Here is a 23,202-nt window from a genome sequence, read left to right on the forward strand (position 1 = left end):
AGACCAACAATGCGTAAACCCAGCTTGTCGCTTTCAGTCGTGCCTAACTCAATGAGAGGTATGCCTTCTCTGATTGAGAGCTTTTGGCCAGTTCAGAAAATTTCAATAGAGGCACAAAAAGAAAGAAAATCAGGGCCAGGCCAATCGTTGACTGCAACCGGCTCTTACTGGAAAGGACGAAAGCCCCTTGTTCTGGTGAGGGCTTGTATACTGGGCGCCCTCCTTCCTGCAACAGATGATCACGAGAAAGATCTAGCAGTATTTGAGTTGCTGATGGGTATTAGCAATTCGCAGATTGCCGCTCGCATAAAGATATCGCCCACTCAAGACGAAATCGAACGGTTTGGCAGCCGTCAACAACAAGAGGTTTTGTTAAAAGTTAATAACAATAAACGCAACACTAAGGAAGATAAGACGTCTCGCATTGAAGCAATGGCTGGAGTGCTGGCTCTTGTTCCCTATCAAAAGCGCATTGATAAGCTTTTCCGCCCCGAGGAAATTGATGAAGCAAACTTGTACTTTGAACATATTAATACCATAAATTTACATCTTGGCACCAACGCAGATAGTGTTGATGAAATTGTTAGGCAGCTTGGAATAATGCGATTTGGGCACCGGCCCCGAGTCGGTGACACGTTTTGCGGTGGGGGCTCCATTCCGTTCGAAGCAGCTAGACTGGGATGTGAAGCCTTTGCATCGGATCTTAATCCAGTCGCTGCCATGCTGACCTGGGCTGCGTTCAACTTAGTTGGTAAGGACAAACTTTGTCAGTCGGAGTTTCAATCATCTCAGCGAAATTTTTTGGATAATGTAGACGTTCAGCTTAAAGACTTAGGCGTTGAGTTTGACGATGAAGGAAACAGGGCAAAAACATATCTCTACTGCCTCGAAACACGCTGTCCGCAAACTGGTTGGCTGGTGCCAATATCAGCAACATGGCTGATTTCCGGTAAGCGAAACGTCATTGCCCGCCTTAAACCAAATCATGATGAGAAAAGATTTGATATCGAGATTTGCACCTCAGTCACCGATGAAGAGGCAGCAAGCGCAAAGACTGGGACCCTTCAAGGGCGCGACTTAATCTATGATCTAGATGGGCAGACGTATCGTATTTCAATGGCAGAGCTACGAGGAGATTACAACAAGGGCCGAGGCCAATCAGGCAATACACTCAGGAGATGGACTAAGGAAGATTTTCAACCAAGGCCCGAAGATGTATTTCAGGAGCGTTTATACTGCATTCAATGGATTACGCGAGACACATTGGACAAGCCTCGTCACAAAACCTTTTTTAGGGGAGTGACTCCCGAAGATATCAAGCGTGAGAAAGTTGTCGAAGATATCGTCCGATCAAGAATTACGGAATGGCAAAACTCAGGTCTAATTCCTGATATGGAGATTGAACCCGGCGACAACACAAGTCAGCCGATGCGAGAGCGCGGGTGGACGTATTGGCACCATTTATTTTCTAAACGACACCTCCTCACCATGTCACTGATTGCGCAGGCTCCTGCTGTCGACCCTCGAATGATAGTTTCATTCTCTGGAACGCTAGACTTTGTGAGTAAATTAACAAGGTGGGTGAATTCAGGTAGGGACACCGGTGGATCAGAGTTTACTACTAATGTCTTTTCGAATCAGGCCCTTAATACTCTTTCGAACTGGGGTGAAGCAGCTTTCCTACGGACCCGCGAGTCATTTATAGTTGCCACTAAATCCTTCCCAATCGAATCGAAAGTCGACATAGTTACACGAGATGCAAAAGATGTAAGCGAGATATGCGATATTTGGGTAACTGACCCTCCTTATGCTGACGCCATCAATTATCACGAGATTACAGAATATTTTATTGCTTGGCTTAGAAAAACAGCGCCTTCGCCATTTAACGAGTGGCTGTGGGACTCTCGTCGCCCGCTCGCCATCAAAGGCGAAGGCGAAGAGTTTCGCAAATCCATGGTCGCCGCCTACACAGCAATGGCGATAAATATGCCGGATAATGGCATACAGATTGTCATGTTTACACACCAAGATGCAGGCGTGTGGGCAGATATGGCACAGATTTTCTGGGGCTCTGGTCTTCAAGTCAAAGCGGCTTGGTACATCGCAACAGAGACTTCCTCTGACTTAAAAAAAGGAGGGTATGTTCAGGGAACTGTTATTTTGGTGTTGTGTAAGCGCGGACAGGCTGAAAATGGCTACAAAGATGAAGTAGTTCAGGAGGTCCGTGTTGAGGTAGCTGAGCAGATAGACACAATGGTTGGCTTAAACCAAAACCTCAAAGGGCAAGGCCGTATTGAGAACTTATTCGAGGACGCGGACCTTCAAATGGCTGGTTACGCGGCTGCACTTCGTATCCTGACAAGATACACAAAGATTGACGGGGTCGATATGACAAAAGAAGCGTTGCGCCCACGCGTTAGGGGTGAACGTGGATTGGTGCCAGACATCATCGATTTTGCCGTCCAGGTGGCGAATGAACACATGGTCCCCGAAGGAATGAATGCCAAGGTATGGGAGCATCTAACAGGCGTTGAGCGATTTTATTTTAAGATGATGGATGTTGAAACCACCGGCGCAAAAAAGCTTGATAACTATCAGAATTTTGCGAAAGCTTTTCGAGTCAGTGATTATGACGTCTTAATGGCTTCAATGATACCAAATGAAGCACGGCTAAGGCGTGCTAAAGATTTTAAGAAGGGTGGATTTGAGATCCGTGAATTTGGACCATCCTCTACACGTGCCGTCTTGTTCGCTTTGTACGAACTTCAGGCGGAGATCGAGGGTGATATCGTGCTTTCTCATCTTAAGGACTTGGTTCCAGGGTATTTGGCTGCTCGCGAAGACATCATTGCAATCACCACGTACATTGGTCGCAAGCGAGAGGGAGTCGACGAAGGCGAGCATCGCGCCGCTGGCATCCTCTATGGCCTTATCCGCAACGAGCGGCTCGGGTGAACCCATTGGCACAACTTCATGCCGGACGGATTACAACCGGGATCGTAGGCGGTGGAACCCTGGACCGGTTCTCCTCCCGCCTTGGCCGGCTTTCGCATGTCTTCCTGAAGGACAAGCTACAGGGTGCCAGCGAGTACCATCGGATCGCCGGCTACTTCCGCTCGTCGATCTTCGACCTGGTCAACGAGGAGTTGGGTGGGATCGGAAAAGTTCGAATCGTCTGCAACGCCGACCTCGATCCCGAGGACATCAACGCGGCGAAACATGCCCGCGACCAGCTTCTCAAGGAACGGTGGAACGAGGTCGATGACTCAGTCGAAAGCTTCCTTCGCCGGCCCCGCTACAAACGCCTCTACGAGATCCTGACGAAGGGCAACGTCGAGGTCCGTGTTGTTTCTCGAAGGGAGGCGCCCTTCCTGCATGGGAAGGCGGGCGTGATCAGGCGGCCGGACGGATCGGCGTCCGCCTTCATGGGCAGCCTGAACGAGACGCGCGAGGGCTGGAGCTCGAACTACGAGCTTGTCTGGGAAGACACGTCGCCGGACGGAGTGGCTTGGGTAGAGGATGAGTTCGAATACCTTTGGGAACGCGGCAAGCCCCTTCCTGACGCTATCATCGAGGAGATCGGGCGGAGCGCCAGGCGCGTCGAGGTCCAGCTAGAGGAGCTTTCCCCGGAGGAGGTTCTGCCGGGTGCGCTTGTCGAAAGCGACCTCTATCGTGGCGGTGAGAGCCTGATGCCGTGGCAACGGGCCTTCGTGAGCCTGTTCCTCAAACATCGCGAGACCTATGGCGACGTCCGCCTTCTGCTCGCTGACGAGGTGGGCGTGGGTAAAACCCTCTCCCTGGCCGGTGCAGCCTTGCTCTCGTCGCTCCTCGGGGACGGACCGGTCCTGATCCTCTGTCCGTCGACCCTGACGACGCAGTGGCAGATCGAACTGAAGGACAAGCTCAACATCCCGTCTGCGGTCTGGCTCTCGTCGAAAAAAGCATGGCGACTCGATCCGGATGAAATGCCGCTCCCTTGGTCCGGGCCCGAGGGGATCACGAAATGCCCTCGGCAAATCGGAATCGTTTCCACAGGTCTGATCTTCCACGATACCCGTGAGCGGACACTCCTTCTTACCAAAACGTACGGCATGATCGTACTGGACGAGGCGCATCGGGCGCGCGGCGCAAAGGCCCTGGGCGCCGACGAACGTAAACCAAACAACCTGTTCGCCTTCATGCTTGAGGCTGCCCGGAAAACCCGACACCTCCTCCTAGGAACGGCAACCCCGATCCAAACCGATGTCGAGGATCTCTGGGACCTCCTAAGGATCCTGAGTAGAAACGCTCCGCAGGTGCTTGGGGATGCCTGGAGCGAGTGGACGAAGTCCTCCCAGGCTATCCCCCTGATCACGGGCGAGAGGCGTCCACGGGACGAACGCGAGGCATGGACGCTTTTTCGTAATCCGCTAGCGCCGAGCGATGAACCCGAAGTCATCTATGGGCAGATGAGGACCGCGGTCGGGCAATCCCCCACGTCGTTCGTGTGCGATCTCCCCTACAGCGAGATCCCTGACGAGGACGGATTCTACAAGCCATTCTTTGAGGAAGAAGTTCTCTCCGACCGAAACGGGCTCTCGTTTTTCCAGCGCAACAATCCGGTCGTTCGGCACGTAGTACTGCGCAAACGCTCGACCTTGGAAGAGAAGGGCTTGATCCCGCGCATCCCCGTCGACATCCATCCAATGCCTGGGCAGGCCCTCCCGACCATGTTCGACGGCGTGGGCCTCCGTACGTCGGACGATTTCGACGCTGCGTACGAGGCCGCTACCAAGTTTACTACCGCCTTCGGCAAGCGTCGGAAATCTGCCGGGCTTCTGAAAGGGTTGGTGCTCCAACGGCTTTGTTCGAGCTTCGCCAGCGGTATCGCGACAGCTACCAAGCTCCTGGAAAATCGCGCGCAGGAAGACGACGACCTTATGTCGGATCTCGGCGACGGGGTTGCCGAGATCATGGATGAGGAACGGCGGCACCTACAGGATATTCTCGACCGCCTAGGACCGCACCCCTCCGACCCCAAGCTTGACGCAGTCCTCCACTTCCTGATCACCCGACGGTGGCTCGAATTGGGCTGCATCGTGTTCAGCCAATACTACGACACCACGCGTTGGGTGGCGGAGAGGCTGAGCGCTCGGATGCCCGGCGAAACGGTTTCCGTTTACGCTGGCGCCGGCAAGTCCGGTCTTCTGCTGGATGGAGAATGGCGCAGCGTTGAGCGTGAGCAGATCAAGAAAGCCGTGAAGGAGCGTGCGATCCGGCTTGTGGTCGCGACGGATGCGGCATGCGAGGGCCTAAACCTTCAGACACTCGGCACCCTGATCAACGTCGACCTGCCCTGGAACCCGTCCCGCTTGGAGCAGAGGATTGGTCGGATCAAGCGGTTCGGACAGCGACGGGACAAGGTCGACATGCTGAATCTTGTTTACCACGGAACGCGAGACGAAAAGGTCTACGAAACCCTCTCGACTCGCATGCGTGACCGCTACGACGTTTTCGGCACTTTGCCTGACGTGATTGACGACGAGTGGATCGATGACATCGAGAAGTTGGATGAAGCGCTACGCGACTTCACGATCCGCCGCGCAAAGGCGAACGCATTCGATCTCCGATATGCTGGTGACGTCGATGCTTCGGGGCCGCCATGGGAAATGTGTGAGCGTGTACTCGCCCGGCATGACGTGAGCGAACGATTGTCACGAGGCTGGGGCGAGCGAGCGGCTCCCCTTCGAAAGGCTTGAGCACGGTCAAACCGTGCACGACTCAGCCTACCTAAATGTAGGATCACAGGTTGAGTTTGGTGAAGGCGTTTTATCTACAATGCCCTAGGAGTAAGGGTGAGCTCGTCGATTGCCATAAATTTGGGGGTATCTTCCACAGGGATCCACCGCTCGCAAAAATAACCGTTCCCGAGGGCGGCCAGGAACCGCCAAGGCCTGTTGACTGACCACAATTCCAGCTGCATTTGTTCGCCATCCGTTCACAAGCGAACGGCCTGAGAAGCAGATCAGCCCGTGCCCCTCCCCGAACTCATAGCGAGACACCGCCGCCTGCCATCTGGCAGGACCGCGCCCGTTTCCCGGATCGCTCCAGGGGCCTAACTGACGTCGATACGTCCAGTGGCCCGAGAGTCCGCCATGACCGATGTCATCCAAGACAACACCGACATTCCCGCTCCACTTAAGCGCCTTCCTCCCCCCGCCTTGACCGCGCCACCTCCGGATACGGAAGATACCGCGCGCCACATCGGTGAGGTGTTCCGCCGGCTTGCCCTGGCCGCGGAGACCTTCCCTCCGCAGGCGTATGCCCGCATCGTGGCCGCCGCGTTGGTCGCCCTGGGTGTCTCCACGCATCTGCTCGGGGCGCGAAAATCGAATGTAGCTGTATGCCTTTGCCATGGTGCCGGACCGTATCGCCCAGGCTTTACCACCGTCAAGCAAATGGGACCTGACATCAAGAGGTTGTGGCCGCCGGCGGCCGCGATCTCCAGTGCGCGCTTGGCGCCCTCCTGGCCCTTGATGTCGCGGAGGTCCGGCAGGGGCGCCCCGGGGGCGGCGACCGCCGGCACCGGCCGGGCCATCACCTGCGTGCCCTTGAAGTGGTTGGCGAGCTGGATGAGCGAGCGCGGCGCCAGCACGTCGAGGTCGCCGCCGGCCCAGGCCGCCTCGGGCCCGGTTGCGGCCGGGCAGATCAGCCCGAGCCCGCGCGCGGCCGCCGCCATCGCCGCCGGCAGCACGCCGTTGACCGCGGTGATCGTGCCGTCGAGCGCCAGCTCGCCCAGCACGCAGTAGCCGGCGAGCGCGTCGGCCGGCAGCGCGCCGATCGCCACCATCACGCCCAGCGCGATCGGCAGGTCGTAGTGCGAGCCCTCCTTGGGCAGATCCGCGGGGGCGAGGTTCACGGTGATGCGCTTGGCCGGCATCGCCAGCCCCGAGGCGATCAGCGCGCCGCGCACGCGCTCGCGCGATTCGCCCACCGCCTTGTCGGCGAGGCCGACCACGGTGAAGTTTACCGCGCCGGGGATGATCTGCACCTGGACGTCGACGGCACGCGCCTCGATGCCCTCGAAGGCGACGGTGGCGACGCGGGTGACCATGACGTGAGGAGCCTTCGGCTTACGGGAAAGTAAGCCTAGGCGGCGCCTATGAGCCTGACAACCTCAGGAACCGGCTCCTCGCGCGGCTGTTCTCCGCCGGTCGACAACCACGAAGGGAAACCGCCATGCGCCCGACTTCCACCGTCCTCGCCCTCGTCCTCGCCGCCGGCCTGTCCGGTGCGGCGCGGGCCGACGAGAAGCTGCCGCCGGACCAGCAGGCCAAGGTCGAGGCGATGCTGAAGCAGGAAGGCTTCACCCAGTGGAAGGAGATCGAGCTGGACGACGGCATGATCGAGGTCGACGATGCCGTCGACGGCTCCGGCAAGCAGTTCGACCTGAAGCTCGATCCGAAGACCCTCGCCATCGTCAAGCGCAAGGCCGAGTAGCGCAGGGACGATGCGGGCGCCGTGCGGCTCTGCCGACCGGCGCCCACCCTGCCAGGGGTCGAAATCCGACGCTTGGTACCTGTAGCCAAACCTCCGAGAAGAGTGGCAACCGGACCCTGGCCGTTTGCCCCGAAGCGGACGTTTTGCCTTCAATCCAAGCCTGCCGTCGAGGTGTAGGCGAGGTTCGGGACTGGGCACGTCGCAGAGGCCGAGGCGCTGAAGACCAAGAGCCAATGCATCTTTAACGTGTGTGTGCTGCTGTGTGGGCGTTCGGGGGAACGCGCTCGCAAACGGTACCTGAATGGCTCGGCAAAGCCGCACCCACGCGTACCGTGTCCCCTACTGGCAGCGCGCGCTGCAGACCTGGCAACGCTTCCATGCGGATCGCCGCGGTGCAGTCGCTCTGATCTTCGCGTTGACCAGCGTGGTCCTCCTTGGCTTGGTTGGCGGCGGCATCGATTACAGCCGCATAGCCTATCGCCGTAGCCAATTGCAGAGCGCCGTCGACAATGCCACGCTCGCGGCAGGTAATGCCCTGAAGCTCGCGCCATCGAATTCGACTGCGGTGGCCAGCATCGTTCAGCGGATCATCATCGAAAATGCACCCTCCCCGCCTGATCGGCCCCTGACCGTGCAGGTTTCGGTCACCAGTGACAAGACCGGCGTCTCAGCCAGCGCGACCGACAATCTCAAGCTCACCTTCGGAGCCTTCGTCGGCGTGAAGGTGGTGCCGATCACAGCCCGCTCGACCGCGACGGTCATGGGCAAGATGCGCCTGTGCCTGCTCACCCTCGATCCCGCTGCTACGGGTAGCCTGCATCTGGAGAAGAACGCGAACCTGTCGGCGACGTCTTGCTCCCTTTATGCCAACTCCAAAGATGCCAAGGCCATTCAGGGTGACGACAACGCCATCGCCAAGGCTGACAGGATCTGCAGCGTCGGTGGATCGAGCACAGCCCGCGCCAACTTCGCGCCGCCTGTGACCACGGGTTGCCCTGCGATCAACGATCCTTTGGCCAGCATCGTGACCGTACCGCCCCCCGGGGGCTGCGTGACGGTGAGTTCGGCGGCCGGCCCTGGCCCAGGAAAGGGACCGGGAGGACCAGCAGCCGGCAACGTTGCGGTGACGGCCAGCACGACGCTTGATCCCGGCACGTATTGCGGCGGCCTGCACATCACCGGAACGGCCAAGGTCACGCTCAACCCGGGCGTCTACATCATCAAGGACGGTCCGCTGATCGTGGATCAGCAAGCCAGCATGTCGGGTCAGAATGTCGGGTTCTATTTCATGGGCGACGCCGCTGGTCTGCGGTTCGATGCCAACACCACGATCAGCCTGTCGGCACCGGTGAGCGGCCCCCTGGCGGGCTTCCTGATGACAGAGCAGCCAAGCGTGTCCGCGCCGGTTCCACCACCACCGGGCCCGAAAGGCTCACCCCCGCCCCCGCCATCTCCCCCCTCGAAGCCGCTGCGCGAGTACCGTATCATCAGCAACAATGCCCGCACGATGCTGGGCACGATCTACCTGCCAGCCGGTCGGCTCATCATCGACGGCAGCGCGGCCGTGAGCGATCAGTCGGCCTACACGGTCATCGTCGTGCAGCTCCTCGACCTTTACGACGGTCCAACACTGTATCTGAACGCCAACTACGACGCGACGAGCGTGCCGGTGCCCAAGGGTGTCGGGCCCGTCAACGGCAAGGTCGTCCTTACACAATAGAACACAGGCCGGCGGAGATCTATCCAACCCGACCGTAGGCCTTTGCCTCGTCGACAGTCGCAAGCGACCTTTCTGATGTTTGCAAGGGATCGAATGCGAACCCTCGATGTGGGTATCACCCGTCAGGGTTCGACCATCAACGAACGCCCCCCCGGCGCCCGGCGAACGAAAACGCCGTCGCACGGATCACCTCGGCGGCCCGCTCGGCGCCGGCGCGGTCGACGTCGAGATGGGTCGTGACCCGGATCTGGCTGCCGATGGCGCGGATGCGGACGTCGTGCGCGAGGCAGGCCTCGGCGAAGTCCGAGGCGGTGACGCCGAGGCCGGCGACGCCGAAGCACAGGATGTTCGATTGCCCGGCCGTCGGATCGAAATGCAGGCCGGGCACGTCGGCGATCGCCGCGTGGATCAGCCGGATATGCGCGTTGTCGGTCTTCAGCTGATCGACGTGGTGGTCGAGCGCGTAGAGGCCGGCGGCCGCGATCACGCCGGATTGGCGCATGGCGCCGCCGAGGCGGTACTTCCAGCGCCACGCCTCGACGACGAAGTCGCGGGAGCCGCACAGCACCGCGCCGACCGGGCAGCCGAGACCCTTGCTGAGGTCGAGCCAGACGCTGTCGAACCCCTCGGCGTAGTCCTTCGCCGGGATGCCGGTGGCGGCTACCGCATTGAGGAGACGGGCGCCGTCGATGTGCGCCTTGAGGCCGTGCGCGCGGGCGATGTCGCGGATCGCCCGCATGTCGGCCAGGTCCCAGACCGAGCCTCCGGAGAAGCTGGTGGTCTGCTCGATGGAGACGAGGGCGCTGCGCGGCGCGGTGCGCGCCGGCGGACGGATCGCTGCCCGGAACGCCTCGGGCGTGTAGACGCCCGCCGACGTCGGGAGCGCCCTCACCGAGACGCCGCCGATCGCGGCCGAGCCGGCGGCTTCCGTGTTGTAGATGTGCGACTGGTCGTCGACCACGATCTCGTCGCCGGCCCGGGTCTGCACCAGGATCGAGACCAGGTTGCACATCGTGCCGGAGGGCATGAACACGCCGTCCTCCTGGCCGAGCAGCGCCGCGACCCGGTCGCAGAGCTCGCGCGTCGTCGGGTCGGAATCCGACTGCTCGTCGCCCACCACCGCGCGCGCCATCGCCTCCCGCATGCCCGGCGTCGGCCGCGTCTGGGTGTCGCTGTAGAGATCGATCGTCACGGGAAGGCTTGCCTCTGGGCGGGGTTGCGGCGCCATAGTGCCATGGCCGCGCAGGATCGCGAAGGCGATGCGCGCCATCTTTCCCTAAAAATGAATTTTGAATACATTTAGGAGAGGCGGCCGCGTTCGGTCGCACGGAGGGCCGAGCAGGTGGCGGTTGGAACGGCGCCCCAGGGTGCACGACAGGGCGCACGCGTCGCGGGGCGGAACGGAGCGGGTCTGGCGCGGCGTCTCGCCGAGGCGTTGCAGGGCGAGGCCCGGTTCGACGCCTTCACACGCGGACGCTACGCGACGGATGCCTCGATCTACCAGATCATGCCGGCCGGCGTGGTGCTGCCGCGGAGCGCGGCCGACATCGCCGCGACCCTGACGATCGCCGCCGAGCACGGGGTGCCCGTGATCATGCGCGGCGGCGGCACCTCGCAGAACGGGCAGCCGATCGGCTCCGGGCTGGTCGTCGACTGTTCCCGTCACTTCAACGGCATCCGCGACTACGACGCCGAGGCCGGCACCGTCACCGTCGAGCCGGGGATGGTGCTGGAGCGCCTGAACACCCGCGTGAAGGCCGACGGCTGGTTCTTCCCGGTCGAGCCCTCGACGGCGACCCGCTGCACCATCGGCGGCATGGCCGGCAACAATTCCTGCGGCGCCCGCTCGCTGCGCTTCGGCAAGATGAGCGACAACGTGCTCGCCATGGAGGCGCTGTTCCACGATGCGGAGGCCTTCGGCTTCGGGCTGACCGGCAACGCGTCCGACGGCGTCACCGGCTCGGCCCGCGCGGAAGACCTCGCGCGCAAGATGATCGCGCTTGCCGAATCGGAGCGCCAGGAAATTCGAGACAAATACCCGAAGGTCCAGCGCCGGGTCGGCGGCTACAACCTCGATGCGCTGATCGAGGCGCGGCCGAACCTCGCCCACCTGCTGGTCGGCTCCGAGGGCACCCTGGCGGCGACCACCTCGGTGACGCTGAAGCTCTCGCGGCTGCCGGCGCACCGGGTGATGGGGGTGTGCCACTTCCCGTCGTTCCGCGCCGCGATGGAGACCACGCGGCACATCGTCGACCTCGACCCCGTGGCGGTGGAGCTCGTCGACAACAACGTGCTGGTGCTCGGCGCCGACATCCCGCTGTTTCGCGCGACGCTCGCCGACATCACCCGCGGCACGCCGAACTGCCTTCTGCTCGCGGAGTTCGCCGGCGAGAATCTCGCTGGGCTGAAGCGCGACCTGAAGCGCCTCGACGCCTGCATGGCCGACCACGGCTTCCCCGACGCGGTGGTCGAGATCCACGAGCCGTCGCGCCAGAAGTCCGTATGGGAGGTGCGCGAGGCCTGCCTCAACATCATGATGTCGATGAAGGGCGACGCGAAGCCGGTCTCGTTCATCGAGGATTGCGCGGTGCCGCTCGAGCACCTCGCCGACTACACCGACGCCGTCACCGACGTGTTCACCAAGCACGGCACGCGGGGCACCTGGTACGCCCACGCCTCGGTCGGCTGCCTGCACGTCCGCCCGATCCTCGACATGAAGCTGGGCGGCGACGTCGCCAAGATGCGCGCCATCGCGGAGGAGACCTCCGAGCTGGTGCGCCGCTACAAGGGCTCGTATTCCGGCGAGCACGGCGACGGCATCTCGCGCTCGGAATACATCGCGCCCCTGTTCGGGCCGCGCCTCGCCCGCGCCTTCGATGCGGTCAAGGACGCGTTCGACCCGGAGAACCGCCTGAACCCGGGCAAGATCGTGCGCCCGCTCAGGATGGACGACCGCACGCTGATGCGGTTCGCGCCGGACTACCGGGTGAGCGAGCCGCAGGCGACGGCGCTCGACTGGCCCGAGGCCGGCGGCTTCGGCGGCGCCGTCGAGATGTGCAACAACAACGGCACCTGCCGGAAGCTCGCCGGCGGGGCGATGTGCCCGTCCTACCGCGTCACGCGCGAGGAGCAGCACCTGACCCGCGGACGGGCGAACTCCCTGCGGCTGGCGATCTCGGGCCAGCTCGGCAAGGACGCGTTCACGTCGCCCGAGATGAAGCGCACGATGGACCTCTGCGTCTCGTGCAAGGCCTGCCGCCGCGAATGTCCGACCGGCGTCGACATGGCGCGGATGAAGGTCGAGTTCCTGCACCACTACCACGCCCGCCACGGCCTGCCGCTGAAGGACCGGCTGATCGGCGCGATGCCGCACTACGCCGGCATCGCCGCCCGGCTCGCGCCGCTGCTCAACCTGCGCGACCGGGTGCCGGCGCTGGCGCGGATCTCCGAGCAGGTCGCCGGCCTCTCCGCCCGGCGCTCGCTGCCGCGCTGGCGCAGGCCCTGGAAGGAGACCGGCGAGCCGGCCCATCCGCAGGACGTGGTGGGCGAGCACCGCGACGTGATCCTGTTCGGCGACACCTTCAACCGCGCCTTCGAGCGCGAGAACCTGGAGGCGGCCGAGCGGGTGCTCGTCGCCGCCGGCTATCGGCTGCACCGCGTCTTTCCCGCCAAGGGCAAACGCCCGCTCTGCTGCGGGCGGACGTGGCTCGCCTCGGGCCAGACCGACCGGGCGCGGGCCGAGGCGCGACGGACGCTGGACGCGCTCCTGCCCTTCGTCAGGGCCGGCGCCCGCGTCGTCGGCCTCGAACCGTCCTGCCTGCTCACCTTCCGCGACGAGTTCGTCGCCCTGCTGCCCGGGCCGGACGCGAACCTGCTGGCCAAGCAGAGCCTGCTGATCGAGGAGCTGCTCGCCGCCGACCTCAAGGCCGGCCTGATCGCGCCGGACTTCGCCGACCAGGGCGGCCGCGTCGCGCATCTGCACGGCCATTGCCACCAGAAGTCCTTCGGCGCGATGGGCGCGGTCGAGAGCGTGCTGCGCAGCGTGCCCGGGCTCGACGTGCGCCCGATCGAATCGAGCTGCTGCGGCATGGCCGGCGCCTTCGGCTACGGCGCCGAGACCGTCGACACCTCGCTGGCGATGGCCGAGCTGTCGCTGTTTCCGGCCTTGCGCAAGGCCGGCCCCGGCGATCTCGTGGTCGCGGACGGCACCAGCTGCCGCCACCAGATCCACGACGGGCTCGGGTTGGAGGCAGAACATGTGATCAGGATCCTGGACCGAGCCCTGATGCCTCGACACTGATTTCGGAGGCGCCTAAACAGGGGCGCCTCCTGCTCGCCCGCGATTGCATCGAACGCATGAACAAGATCGATCCCGGCCTCGGCATCAATCGACGTTATCTTCACGACGAGGTGGCGGACCGGATCCGGGCGCTGATTCAATCCGGGGAGATGGAGCCCAAGGCGCGCGTCAACGAGGGCGAGCTCACCGAACGCTTCGGCATCTCGCGCACGCCGCTTCGCGAGGCGATCAAGATCCTGGCCACCGAAGGCCACCTCGAGCTGCTGCCCAATCGCGGGGCGCGGGTCGCCAGCATCTCCCAGGTGGAGATCGAGGAGATGATGGAGGTCATCGCCGGCCTCGAGGCGACGGCCGCCGACCTCGCCTGCCGCACCGTCACCGAGGACGAGATCGCCGCGATCCAGGCGGATCACGACGCGATGGTCGGGATGTGGAAGGCCTCCGACGAGGCCGGCTACTTCCGCCTCAACCGCCAGATCCACGAGGCGATCATGGCCGCGAGCCGCAACGCGACGCTGGCGGGGATCTATCGCAGCCTGTCGGGCCGCATCCAGCGCTCGCGCTACTCCGCGCACCAGACGCCCGAGCAGTGGACCCGGGCGATCGAGGAGCACGACCGCATGGTGCAGCTTCTGCGGGCCCGCGACGGCACCGCGCTCTCCCAGCTGATGCGCGAGCACATCCGCGGCAAGAAGCCGGTGATCGCCGCCAATTTCGGCGAGGCCTCCGCCGACCTGCCGGCGGACGCCGCCGACTGAGGCTTTAGTCGGCGTCCGTCATCTCGAACCAGAACGAGGCGCCCGGCAGGCCGGTGTCGTTCGGGTAGTGGAACGGGATGTCCGGGCCGCCGGCGCGCGCCGCGAACACCCGTTTCACCCGCTCGCCGAAGCCGGCATCCTGGCAGAGATAGGTGATCGGCGCCGTGACCTTGAACGGCGGCCGTCCGCACATCAGCATCGCGGCGAGCAGATATTGCTCGTTGTAGAGCCGGTAGTTCCAGGCGGTCGGGTAGTCGTCGGGGATGAAGATGTCGTGGATGTGCACGATCACGCCCGGGACCAGCCGCGGCAGGATCTCGAAGAAGAACACCACCACGTCGGAGTTGGCGAAGGCCCGGTGCGACCCGTCGAAGAACAGCACGTCGCCGGCCTGCAGCGCGTCGAAGACCGCGAGGTCGCAGACCTCGAGCGGCTGGCGGATCACCCGGTCGCAGATCTGGTCGATGTGCCGGCGCGGGTTGGGATCGATCGAGGTCATCCGCGTCGGCAGCGACAGGGCCTCGACGGCGTAGCGGGCGAAGCAGGTCGAGGTGCCCGAACCGATCTCGACGTAGCGCGCCGGCCGTTTCCAGGCGAGGAAGGTGACGAGGGCCGCCGCATCGAGCGCCGTGAACCAGGTGTTGTTCCAGCACGGCGCGGTCGGGTTGGCGATGTCGGGCGCGTGGGCGACCCCGTGGATCAGCGCCGCGTGGTCCTCCAGCGCCGACACGAAGCGCTCGTAATCCGGGCGGCCCTGGTCGAGCACCGTTCGCAGGCGGCTGTGCGGAAGGGTCTGCGGCTGCCAGCGTGCCTGCGGGGCGACCGGATAGTAATCGTGGACGGTGTGGCTCCACCGGAACGGATCGGTGCTCGCCCGGAAGATGTCGAGACCCGCCTTCCGGCCCGCGGTCTTCACGAAGTGCTTGAGCATCGACGACTCCGACCCGCACGCCCCAGGACGAAGGATCGTACCATCAAAAACAATCTGTGGTTGAGTTGTTCTGCGTAGACGCCCGCTCCGATCGCAATCGCGGTAAATGCAATTCCCGCTGCCCGCCCGAGCCGGATGGTTCCGTCCGGTCGGTGACTCAGGCGGCGTTGCCGAGGGAGCGCAGGCCGGCGACCAGGTCTGAGAAGCGGTCGCCCTGCACCACCACGTGCGTCCGCAGCCGTTCGGCCGCCGCCGCGTCGTCGCCGCCGACGATCGCCGCGACGATGCTGTCATGCTCCGCCAGCGACTGACCGAGCCGATGCCGCGTCCGAAGCTGCAGGCGGCGATAGGGCGCGAGCCGCCGGCTGAGCAGGCGCGCCTGCTCGGCGAGGAAGGCGTTGCCGCAGGCGCCGTAGACCACCGCGTGGAAGACGTGGTTCTCCGCGTAGTAGCCTTCGGTGTCGCCGGCCGCGGCGGCGGTCTCGCAGGCCGCGAGCGCCGCCTTCAGCGCGGCCTCGTGGTCCGGCGTCAGACGCCGGGCCGCGAAGCGGCCGCAGGCCGCCTCCAGCTCGGCCATGGTCTCGAACATCGCCAGCAGGAGCTGCGGCTCCGGCGCGCTGACGATGGTGCCCTTGCGCGGCTTGGTCTCGACGAGCCCGGTGACCGCCAGTTGCAGCAGCGCCTCGCGGATCGGCGTCCGGGACACCCCGAACCGCTCGGCGAGAACCACCTCGTCGAGGCGCGCGCCGACGGCCAAGCGGCCGGCCACGATCTCGTCCTCGATGGTCTGCCGCAGGCGCTGTGCCTGGCTCATCGCCGAACCCCTCCCGGGCGCAACGTTTTCTCTCCGCTCATTATGCAGGGGCGTTGACAAAATATACAAGAGCCCCTTCAATGTATACCAAGCGTTGCATCCCGTATATTGTGCGGCGCAAAACAATACAGTCGCGATTGTGCGACGCGGGAGAAACATCATGATGCCGACCCGACGCGCCCTCCTCGCCGGCGGCCTCGCCGCGCCGGCCCTGCTGCGCTTCGGCCTCGGCGCGGCCCAGGCCGCGACCGTGCTGAAGCTCTCGCATCAGTTCCCGGGCGGCACCATCGACGAAGGCGACTTCCGCGACCGCATGTGCCGGAAGCTCGCGAAGGCCGTCGGCGAGCGCTCGAAGGGCGCGCTGGAGGTGCAGGTCTATCCCGGCTCGTCGCTGATGAAGACCAACGCCCAGTTCGGCGCGATGCGCAAAGGCGCGCTCGACATGTCGCTCTACCCCTCGCCCTACGCCGGCGGCGAGATCCCCGAGCTGAACATCGGTCTGATGCCGGGGCTGGTGACCTCCTACGCGCAGGGCGTCGCCTGGAAGGCGGCGCCGGTCGGCCGCAAGCTCACCGAGATCCTCGACGCCAAGGGCATCATCCTCGTCTCCTGGGTCTGGCAGGCGGGCGGCGTCGCCAGCCGCGAGCGCCCGCTCTACGCGCCGGCCGACGCCAAGGGCCTCAAGGTCCGCGGCGGCTCGCGCGAGATGGATCTGATGATGAAGCAGGCGGGCGCGGCCACCCTCTCGATCCCGTCGAGCGAATCCTACGCCGCGATGCAGACCGGCGCGTGCGACGCGGTCATCACCTCCTCCACCAGCCTGATCTCGTTCCGCCTCGAGGAGCTGTCGAAGGCGCTCACCTCCGGCCGCGAGCGCTCGTACTGGTTCATGCTCGAGCCGATCATGATGTCGAAGTCGATCTTCAGCGGCCTGCCGAAGGACCAGCAGGACCTGATCATGACCGTCGGCGCCGAGCTCGAATCCTTCGGCCAGGACGGCGCCAAGGCCGACGACACCCATGTCGAGCAGGTCTTCGCGAAGGCCGGCGCCAAGGTGCAGAACCTCGACGAGAAGACCATGGGGCAGTGGCGCGACATCGCCCGCGACACGGCGTGGAAGGACTACGCCTCCAAGAACGCGCAGTGCGCCGAGCTCCTCAAGCTCGCGGAGCAGGTCGCATGAGCGCGAGGCAAGCGCAGTCCGGGCCATCCGGCCAACGGCCGGCAAGCGCGAATGCGCGCCCCGGCCGGTGCCGCGGAACGCTCCCGAGGCGTCTGCATCGGGAGCACACACGATGAGCCACGCCTTCGACGCGGCCTCGGCCGCCTCCGAGACGAAGGCGGTCGCCGAGCCCCGGATCCCCGGCGCGCTCGGCGTCATGGATCGCGCGATGAAGCGCCTGAACGGGGTGATCATGGTGCTCGGCGGGCTGGCGCTCGTCGGCGCCTGCCTCGTGCTGAGCTACAGCGTGGTGATCCGCTACGTCCTGCACGAGCCGACCGACTGGCAGGACGAGATGGCCGTGTTCCTGATCGTCGGCGCGACCTTCTTCTCGGCGGCCGCGGTCCAGGCCAAGCGCGGCCACGTGGCGATCGAGGCGCTGACCGGGTTCCTGTCGCCCAAGGTCAACCGCGCCCGCCTGCTCATGGCCGACGTGATCAGCTTCGTCTTCGTGGTGTTCTTCGCCTGGAAGAGCTGGACGCTGTTCCACGAGGCCTGGGTCGACGGCCAGGTCTCGCAATCGAGCTGGGGCCCGCCGCTCGCCATCCCCTACGCGCTGATGGCCGTCGGCATGACGCTGCTCGGCATCCAGTTCGCCGTGCAGATCGTCCAGGCCCTGACCTACGGCCCGAACTCCGCCGGCTGGGTCGCGCCGAAGATCGGCGTCGGCGCCGACCTGAACAAGGACATGCACGGGCGGCCCGACGCGACGCCGCGCGGCACCGACCCGATGGGCGACACCGTCGACACCGCGAGGATCACCCGATGAGCACCGCCGCGATCGGCTTCCTCTATGCCGGAGCCACCCTCTCGGCGATGCTGGCCGGCATCCCCATCGCCTTCGCGCTCGGCTTCGTCGCGCTGGCGTTCATGTTCTTCTTCATGCCGTCGGCCTCGCTCGATACCGTGGCGCAGAACGTCTACGAGGAGATGGCCTCGATCACCCTGCTCTCGATCCCGCTCTTCATCCTGAAGGGCGCCGCGATCGGGCGCTCGAAGGCGGGGCAGGACCTGTACTCGGCGATGCATGCCTGGATGCACCGCATCCCCGGGGGGCTCGGCATCGCCAACGTCTTCGCCTGCGCGCTGTTCGCCGCCATGGCGGGGTCCTCGCCCGCGACCTGCTCGGCGATCGGCTCGGCCGGCATCCCGGAGATGCGCAAGCGCGGCTACTCGCCGGGCTTCGCCGCCGGCATCATCGCGGCCGGCGGCACGCTCGGCATCCTGCTGCCGCCGTCGATCACCATGATCCTCTACGCGGTGGCCGCCGAGCAGTCGCTCGGGCGCCTGTTCCTCGCCGGCATCGGGCCGGGGCTGCTGCTGGTGGGGCTGTTCGCGGCGTGGGCGATGTTCCGCTTCCGCGCCGAGTACGCCACCGCGAAGGCCGCCTACGAGCGGGGCGGCGTCCAGTCGCCGATCCTCGCCGAGGACACCTACAGCATGCGCCAGCGGTTCGAGACGCTGCCGCGGGTGCTGCCCTTCGTGGTGCTGCTCACCGGCGTGATGGTCGCGCTCTACGGCGGCTACGCGACGCCCTCCGAGACCGCGGGCCTCGGCGGCCTCCTGGCGCTCGGCCTGATCGCGGTGATCTACGGCGTCTGGCGCCCGCGGGACGTCAGCCCGATCCTTACCGCGACCCTGCGCGAATCGACCATGCTGATGCTGATCATCGGCATGTCGCTGCTCTACGCCTACGTGATGAGCTACCTGCACATCTCGCAGTCGGCCGCCGCCGCGATCGTGGCGATGCAGCTCTCGCCCTGGGTGCTGCTGGTCACGATCCTCGGGCTGGTGATCGGGCTCGGCTTCTTCCTGCCGCCGGTCTCGATCATCCTGATGACGGCGCCGATCATCCTGCCGCCGCTGAAGGCCGCGGGCTTCGACCTCGTCTGGTTCGGCGTGGTGATGACGATCACCATGGAGATGGGCCTGATCCACCCGCCGGTGGGGCTCAACATCTTCGTCATCAAGAACATCGCCCCGGACATCCCGCTCTCGGACATCATCTGGGGCACGCTCCCCTTCGTGGTGCTGATGGCGGTCGCGATCCTGATCCTGTGCCTCGTGCCGGGCATCGCCCTGTGGCTGCCGGACCTGCTGCTGCCGTCGACGCGGTAGCGCGGCCCTTCTCCCCTCTCCCCGCACGCGGGGAGAGGCCCGAAGGCACCTCGTCGTGCCTGCGGGAAGCGGAGGCGAAGCCGTAGCGAGGGTGAGGGGACGAACGAGGCTCCTTCGTCGAAGCCCCCTCACCTTCGGCTGCCGCCGCGCCGCGCCGACGACGAGGCCGTCGCGGCCCTCTCCCCGCAGGCGGAGCGAGGGGATGCGCGGCGAACGGGCGACCCAATGCGGATCGAGCGAGGTTCGATCGCCCGTGCGGGAAAGCGGATCAGCGCCCCTGCCAGTCCGGCGTGCGCTTGGCGAGGAACGCCTCCATGCCCTCGCGAAAATCGCGGCTCATGTAGCAGCTGAGGATCAGGTCGTCGCCGGGCTGCGGCTCGCCCTCGGGGGCGGCGGCCTCCTCGGCGAGCCGGCGCAGGCCTTCCTTGGTGGCCTGCATCGTCAGCGGGGCGTAGCCGGTCAGGAGCGTCGCCAGCTCCGTCGCGCGCGCGGCCAGGGCGGCGGCATCGGCCACCACCTCGCCGACGAGGCCGATGGCGAGCGCCTCCTCGGCGCCGACGAGGCGGGCGGTGAAGATGATGTCCTTGACCCGCGCCGGGCCGATCAGGTCCGACAGGCGCTTGAGGTTGCCCTGCGACAGGCAGTTGCCGAGCGTGCGGGCGATCGGGAAGCCGAAGCGGGCGTCGCGCGTGGCGATGCGCAGGTCGCAGGCGGCGGCGATCGCCGCCCCGCCGCCGGTGCAGGCGCCCGCGATCGCCGCGATGGTCGGCACCCGCATCCGCTCCAGCGTGCCGAGCACCCGGTCCATGAAGCGCTCGTAGCCGAGCGCGTCCTCGGCGGTCTCGAAGCTGCGGAACTGGGCGATGTCGGTGCCGGCGGCGAACGCCTTCTCGCCGGCGCCGGTGATCACCAGCGCCTTGACCGAGGCGTCCTCCTGGATCCGCAGGCACTGCGTGACCAGGCCCTCGTACATCGCGAAGGTCAGCGCGTTGCGGGCGTGCGGCCGGTTGAGGACGATGCGGGCGATCGCGCCGTCCTGGGAGACCAGCAGCTCATCGGTCGGGGCGGCGTCGCTCATGGTGGAAGTCCTCTCCAATCGTCACGCCGTCGTCTCGCCCACGACGCCCGCCGCGATCAAGCCGTCGATCGCCGCCGCGTCGTAGCCGGCCCCGCGCAGGATCGCGCGCGAGTGCTCGCCGAAGAGCGGTGCCGGGCCGTGGACCTTGCCCGGCGTCGCCGAGAACTTCACCGGCAGCCCGAGCGTCGTCATCGTCCCGGCGCGGGGATGATCGACCGGGACCACCATCTCGCGGGCCAACGTGTGCGGGTCGCGGTGCATCTGGTTGACGTCGAGCACCGGCCCGGCCGGCACGCCGCCCGCCTCCAGGCGCGCGAGCCAGGCCTCGGAGGTGGCGCTGCGAAAGAACGGCGCCAGCGCCTCGGCGAGGGCGATCCGATGCTCCATGCGCCCGGCATTGAGGGCGAAGCGCGGGTCGGCGGCGAGTTCCGCGGCGCCGAGCACGTCGAGCAGGCGCAGCCAGTTGGTCTGGTTGGCCGCACCGATGGTGATCCAGCCGTCTTCGGTCTCGAACGCCTCGTAGGGGGCATTCAGCGGATGGGCCGAGCCCATTGGCCCCGGCGCGATCCCGGTCGCCATGGCGATCGCCGACTGCCAGTAGGTCAGGGTGATGCCGGCCTCGAACAGCGAGGTGTCGACCACCTGGCCGAGGCCGGTCTTGAGCCGGTGCGTGTAGGCGGCGAGCACCCCCATCGCCGCGAGGATGCCGGCGGTGATGTCGGTGACCGGCGGCCCGCACTTCATCGGCGGCTCGCCCGGCCCGGCGCCGGTGACGCTCATCAGCCCGCTCATCCCCTGCGCGACGAGATCGAACCCGGCGCGCTCGGCGTAGGGGCCGGAGCGGCCGAAGCCGGAGAGCGAGCAGTAGACCAGGGCGGGGTAGCGTTCGCGGAGGGCCTCGTAGCTCAAGCCTAGCTTCTCCATCGTGCCGGCGCGGTAGTTCTCGATCAGCACGTCGGCATCGGCGAGCAGGCGGTGCAGCACCGCCTTGCCGGCCTCGCTCTTGAGGTCGAGGGCGAGGCCGCGCTTGCCGCGGTTCATCATCATGTAGGCGGCGCTCTCGCCCTCGATCGCGGGCGGCACCGAGCGGCGGGTGTCGTCCCCGCCCGGGATCTTCTCGACCTTGATCACCTCGGCGCCCATGTCGCCGAGCATCAGGCCGCAGACCGGGCCCGCCATGATGTGGGCGAGCTCAACCACCTTGACGCCCGCGAGCGGGCCTTCGCGTCGGGTCTCCGTCATAGGCATCCCCTCAGCGCGCCGGAAGGGTCGCCCCCGGCGGGACGAGACCGGCCTCGGCCGGCTCCACGAAGGGCCGCTCGGGATGCATGGTGAAGGCGGTGGCCGCGCCGAGCAGGCACAGGCCGATCGAGCCCGCGAACGGCAGCGTCCAGTCGCCGGTCGCGTCGACGATGAGCCCGAACACGATCGGCGAGACGATCGCCGCCACCGCCGACCCGGTGTTCATCAGCCCGCTCGCGGTGCCGGCGAACTTCGGCGCGATGTCCATCGGCACCGACCAGATCGGCCCGATCACCAGCTCGGCGAAGAAGAAGCCCGAGGACAGCAGCAGCGCGACGTAGGTGAGGTCGCGGGTGAAGAACACGCCGGTCAGGCTCGCCGCCGCGCCGAGAAAGCCGATCACGACGATCGAGAGGCGCGCGAGCTTGAGGTTGCCGGTCTTCTCGAAGATCCGGTCGGAGAGCACGCCGCCCAGCGTGTCGCCGACGACGCCGGCGAAGAACACGCCCGAGGCGAACAGCGCCGAGTTCTTCAGGTCGAGGCCGTAGCTCTGCTTAAAGAAGCTCGGCAGCCAGCCGAGGAACAGCCACAGGGTCCAGCCGTAGCAGAAATAGGTGATCGTGACGGGCAGGATGCGCCTAGTCAGCGCGCCCCACGGCACCGACTGCTTGGCGCCGACCTTGCGCGGGGGCGGCAGCTGGTCGAGCTCGGCTCGGGTGATCGACTTGTGGTCGGACGGGTCGTCGCGGAAGTACAGGTACCAGACCACGACCCAGACGAAGCTGATCGCGCCGAGGATGACGAAGCTCGAGCGCCAGCCGAAATGGTAGATCAGGAAGGCGACGATCGGCGGCGCGACCGCGTTGCCGAGCCGCGCGAAGGCGTGGGTGATGCCCTGCGCGAAGCCGCGCCGTCCGGGCGCGGTCCAGTTCTGCATGGCGCGGGTGGCGGTCGGGAAGGTCGCGCCCTCGCCGAAGCCCAGCAGCACGCGGGCGAGGAACAGGCTGACGAGGCCGCCGACGAACCCGGTGAGGATCGTCGCCGTGGCCCAGATCAGGCCGCAGACCAGCAGAGTGCGCCGCGCGCCGAACTTGTCGCCGACCGAGCCGCCGATCACCTGGAAGATCGCGTAGGGGTAGGCGAAGGCCGAGAGGATCAGGCCGAACTGGGTGTTCGACATGCCGAGATCCTTGATGATCACGGCGCCCGCGGTGGCGATGTTCACGCGGTCGAGATAGGTGATGAAGTACATCAGGCAGAGCAGGAACAGCACGCTGTTCGTGGCGCTCAGGCGCTTGATCATGGCGTCGATCCTCCGGCAGGATTTTTGTCGCAGCCGCCTTGTGGCGGTCCTCGCCGGCACCCTGGCCTCGCGACCGGATGCGACGTTTCGCATTACGTATTCAGTACGCTCGGCCGATGCCGGAGTGCAACCGTCGGTGACAAAGACCCGGTTTTTTCCGCAGGCGCAATCCACCGCGACGTCGGCCGACGGCGGCGTCGGGATGGCTCGGGCAGCGCGAGCGAGGCGGGGGCGGGT

The 23,202-nt window shown here is 65.4% G+C and carries 15 protein-coding genes and 1 pseudogene; 9 read left to right on the forward strand and 7 right to left on the reverse strand.

Annotation, left to right across the window (positions count from 1 at the left end; translation table 11 throughout):
- The first annotated feature begins 9 nt into the window (after positions 1-9).
- Both MKK68_RS18855 and MKK68_RS18860 read left to right on the forward strand, forming a co-directional pair.
- Positions 10-2,955: an anti-phage-associated DUF1156 domain-containing protein gene (locus MKK68_RS18855; RefSeq protein WP_244032343.1), complete on the forward strand. Its 2,946-nt coding sequence runs from the start codon at positions 10-12 to the stop codon at positions 2,953-2,955.
- A complete protein-coding gene (locus MKK68_RS18860; RefSeq protein WP_244032345.1) occupies positions 2,952-5,738 on the forward strand; it encodes a phospholipase D-like domain-containing anti-phage protein in 2,787 nt (928 codons plus the stop codon). The genes MKK68_RS18855 and MKK68_RS18860 overlap by 4 nt, the downstream gene beginning before the upstream one ends.
- A 701-nt stretch (positions 5,739-6,439) precedes the next feature.
- Here the strand turns inward: MKK68_RS18860 and MKK68_RS18865 are convergent.
- A pseudogene (locus tag MKK68_RS18865) lies at positions 6,440-7,093 on the reverse strand (magnesium chelatase domain-containing protein); the annotation flags it as partial.
- A gap of 125 nt (positions 7,094-7,218) precedes the next feature.
- Between MKK68_RS18865 and MKK68_RS18870 the strand changes: the two are divergent.
- Both MKK68_RS18870 and MKK68_RS18875 read left to right on the forward strand, forming a co-directional pair.
- Complete coding sequence (locus MKK68_RS18870) at positions 7,219-7,479, forward strand: PepSY domain-containing protein (RefSeq protein WP_147729719.1); 261 nt, start codon at positions 7,219-7,221, stop codon at positions 7,477-7,479.
- Positions 7,480-7,780: 301 nt separating this feature from the next.
- Entirely contained in the window at positions 7,781-9,199 is a 1,419-nt protein-coding gene (locus MKK68_RS18875) for a TadE/TadG family type IV pilus assembly protein (RefSeq protein WP_244032346.1), read from the forward strand.
- Between the two features lie 136 nt (positions 9,200-9,335).
- Here MKK68_RS18875 and MKK68_RS18880 read toward each other — a convergent pair whose 3' ends face one another.
- Entirely contained in the window at positions 9,336-10,427 is a 1,092-nt protein-coding gene (locus MKK68_RS18880; RefSeq protein WP_147858926.1) for a low specificity L-threonine aldolase, read from the reverse strand.
- Positions 10,428-10,541: 114 nt separating this feature from the next.
- Here MKK68_RS18880 and MKK68_RS18885 point away from each other — a divergent pair, with 114 nt between their 5' ends.
- Both MKK68_RS18885 and MKK68_RS18890 read left to right on the forward strand, forming a co-directional pair.
- Positions 10,542-13,499: an FAD-binding and (Fe-S)-binding domain-containing protein gene (locus MKK68_RS18885; protein ID WP_147858914.1), complete on the forward strand. Its 2,958-nt coding sequence runs from the start codon at positions 10,542-10,544 to the stop codon at positions 13,497-13,499.
- Positions 13,500-13,555: 56 nt separating this feature from the next.
- Positions 13,556-14,257 (forward strand): GntR family transcriptional regulator, encoded by a 702-nt coding sequence (locus tag MKK68_RS18890; RefSeq protein ID WP_147726689.1) that lies wholly within the window; start codon positions 13,556-13,558, stop codon positions 14,255-14,257.
- Positions 14,258-14,261: 4 nt separating this feature from the next.
- On the opposite strand, the gene MKK68_RS18895 is transcribed toward MKK68_RS18890, so the two are convergent.
- The gene (locus tag MKK68_RS18895; protein ID WP_244032347.1) at positions 14,262-15,188 is read right to left on the reverse strand and encodes a class I SAM-dependent methyltransferase; all 927 of its coding nucleotides are present in this window, start codon (positions 15,186-15,188) and stop codon (positions 14,262-14,264) included.
- Between the two features lie 157 nt (positions 15,189-15,345).
- Positions 15,346-16,002 carry a GntR family transcriptional regulator gene (locus tag MKK68_RS18900; protein WP_147843307.1) on the reverse strand — a complete coding sequence of 219 codons (657 nt, stop codon included), beginning with the start codon at positions 16,000-16,002 and terminating at the stop codon, positions 15,346-15,348.
- Positions 16,003-16,162: 160 nt separating this feature from the next.
- Here MKK68_RS18900 and dctP point away from each other — a divergent pair, with 160 nt between their 5' ends.
- From dctP to MKK68_RS18915, 3 genes are all read left to right on the forward strand, one after another.
- Entirely contained in the window at positions 16,163-17,185 is a 1,023-nt protein-coding gene (gene dctP / locus MKK68_RS18905) for a TRAP transporter substrate-binding protein DctP (RefSeq protein ID WP_147726682.1), read from the forward strand.
- Positions 17,186-17,297: 112 nt separating this feature from the next.
- The gene (locus tag MKK68_RS18910) at positions 17,298-17,993 is read left to right on the forward strand and encodes a TRAP transporter small permease (protein WP_147843306.1); all 696 of its coding nucleotides are present in this window, start codon (positions 17,298-17,300) and stop codon (positions 17,991-17,993) included.
- Positions 17,990-19,342, forward strand: coding sequence for a TRAP transporter large permease (locus MKK68_RS18915; protein WP_147843305.1), 1,353 nt, complete (start codon positions 17,990-17,992; stop codon positions 19,340-19,342). Before MKK68_RS18910 ends, MKK68_RS18915 begins: the two co-directional genes overlap by 4 nt.
- A gap of 268 nt (positions 19,343-19,610) precedes the next feature.
- Here the strand turns inward: MKK68_RS18915 and MKK68_RS18920 are convergent, their stop codons facing one another.
- Genes MKK68_RS18920 through MKK68_RS18930 form a run of 3 tightly spaced genes read right to left on the reverse strand, consistent with a single transcriptional unit; the run spans position 19,611 to position 22,965 of the window.
- Complete coding sequence (locus MKK68_RS18920) at positions 19,611-20,420, reverse strand: enoyl-CoA hydratase/isomerase family protein (protein WP_244032349.1); 810 nt, start codon at positions 20,418-20,420, stop codon at positions 19,611-19,613.
- A gap of 21 nt (positions 20,421-20,441) precedes the next feature.
- Positions 20,442-21,662 carry a CaiB/BaiF CoA transferase family protein gene (locus MKK68_RS18925; protein ID WP_147858916.1) on the reverse strand — a complete coding sequence of 407 codons (1,221 nt, stop codon included), beginning with the start codon at positions 21,660-21,662 and terminating at the stop codon, positions 20,442-20,444.
- Positions 21,663-21,672: 10 nt separating this feature from the next.
- Positions 21,673-22,965 carry an MFS transporter gene (locus MKK68_RS18930; protein ID WP_147844086.1) on the reverse strand — a complete coding sequence of 431 codons (1,293 nt, stop codon included), beginning with the start codon at positions 22,963-22,965 and terminating at the stop codon, positions 21,673-21,675.
- Between the last annotated feature and the right edge of the window lie 237 nt (positions 22,966-23,202).

Origin of the sequence: Methylobacterium sp. E-016 (assembly GCF_022829745.1) — a bacterium.
Lineage (GTDB): Bacteria > Pseudomonadota > Alphaproteobacteria > Rhizobiales > Beijerinckiaceae > Methylobacterium.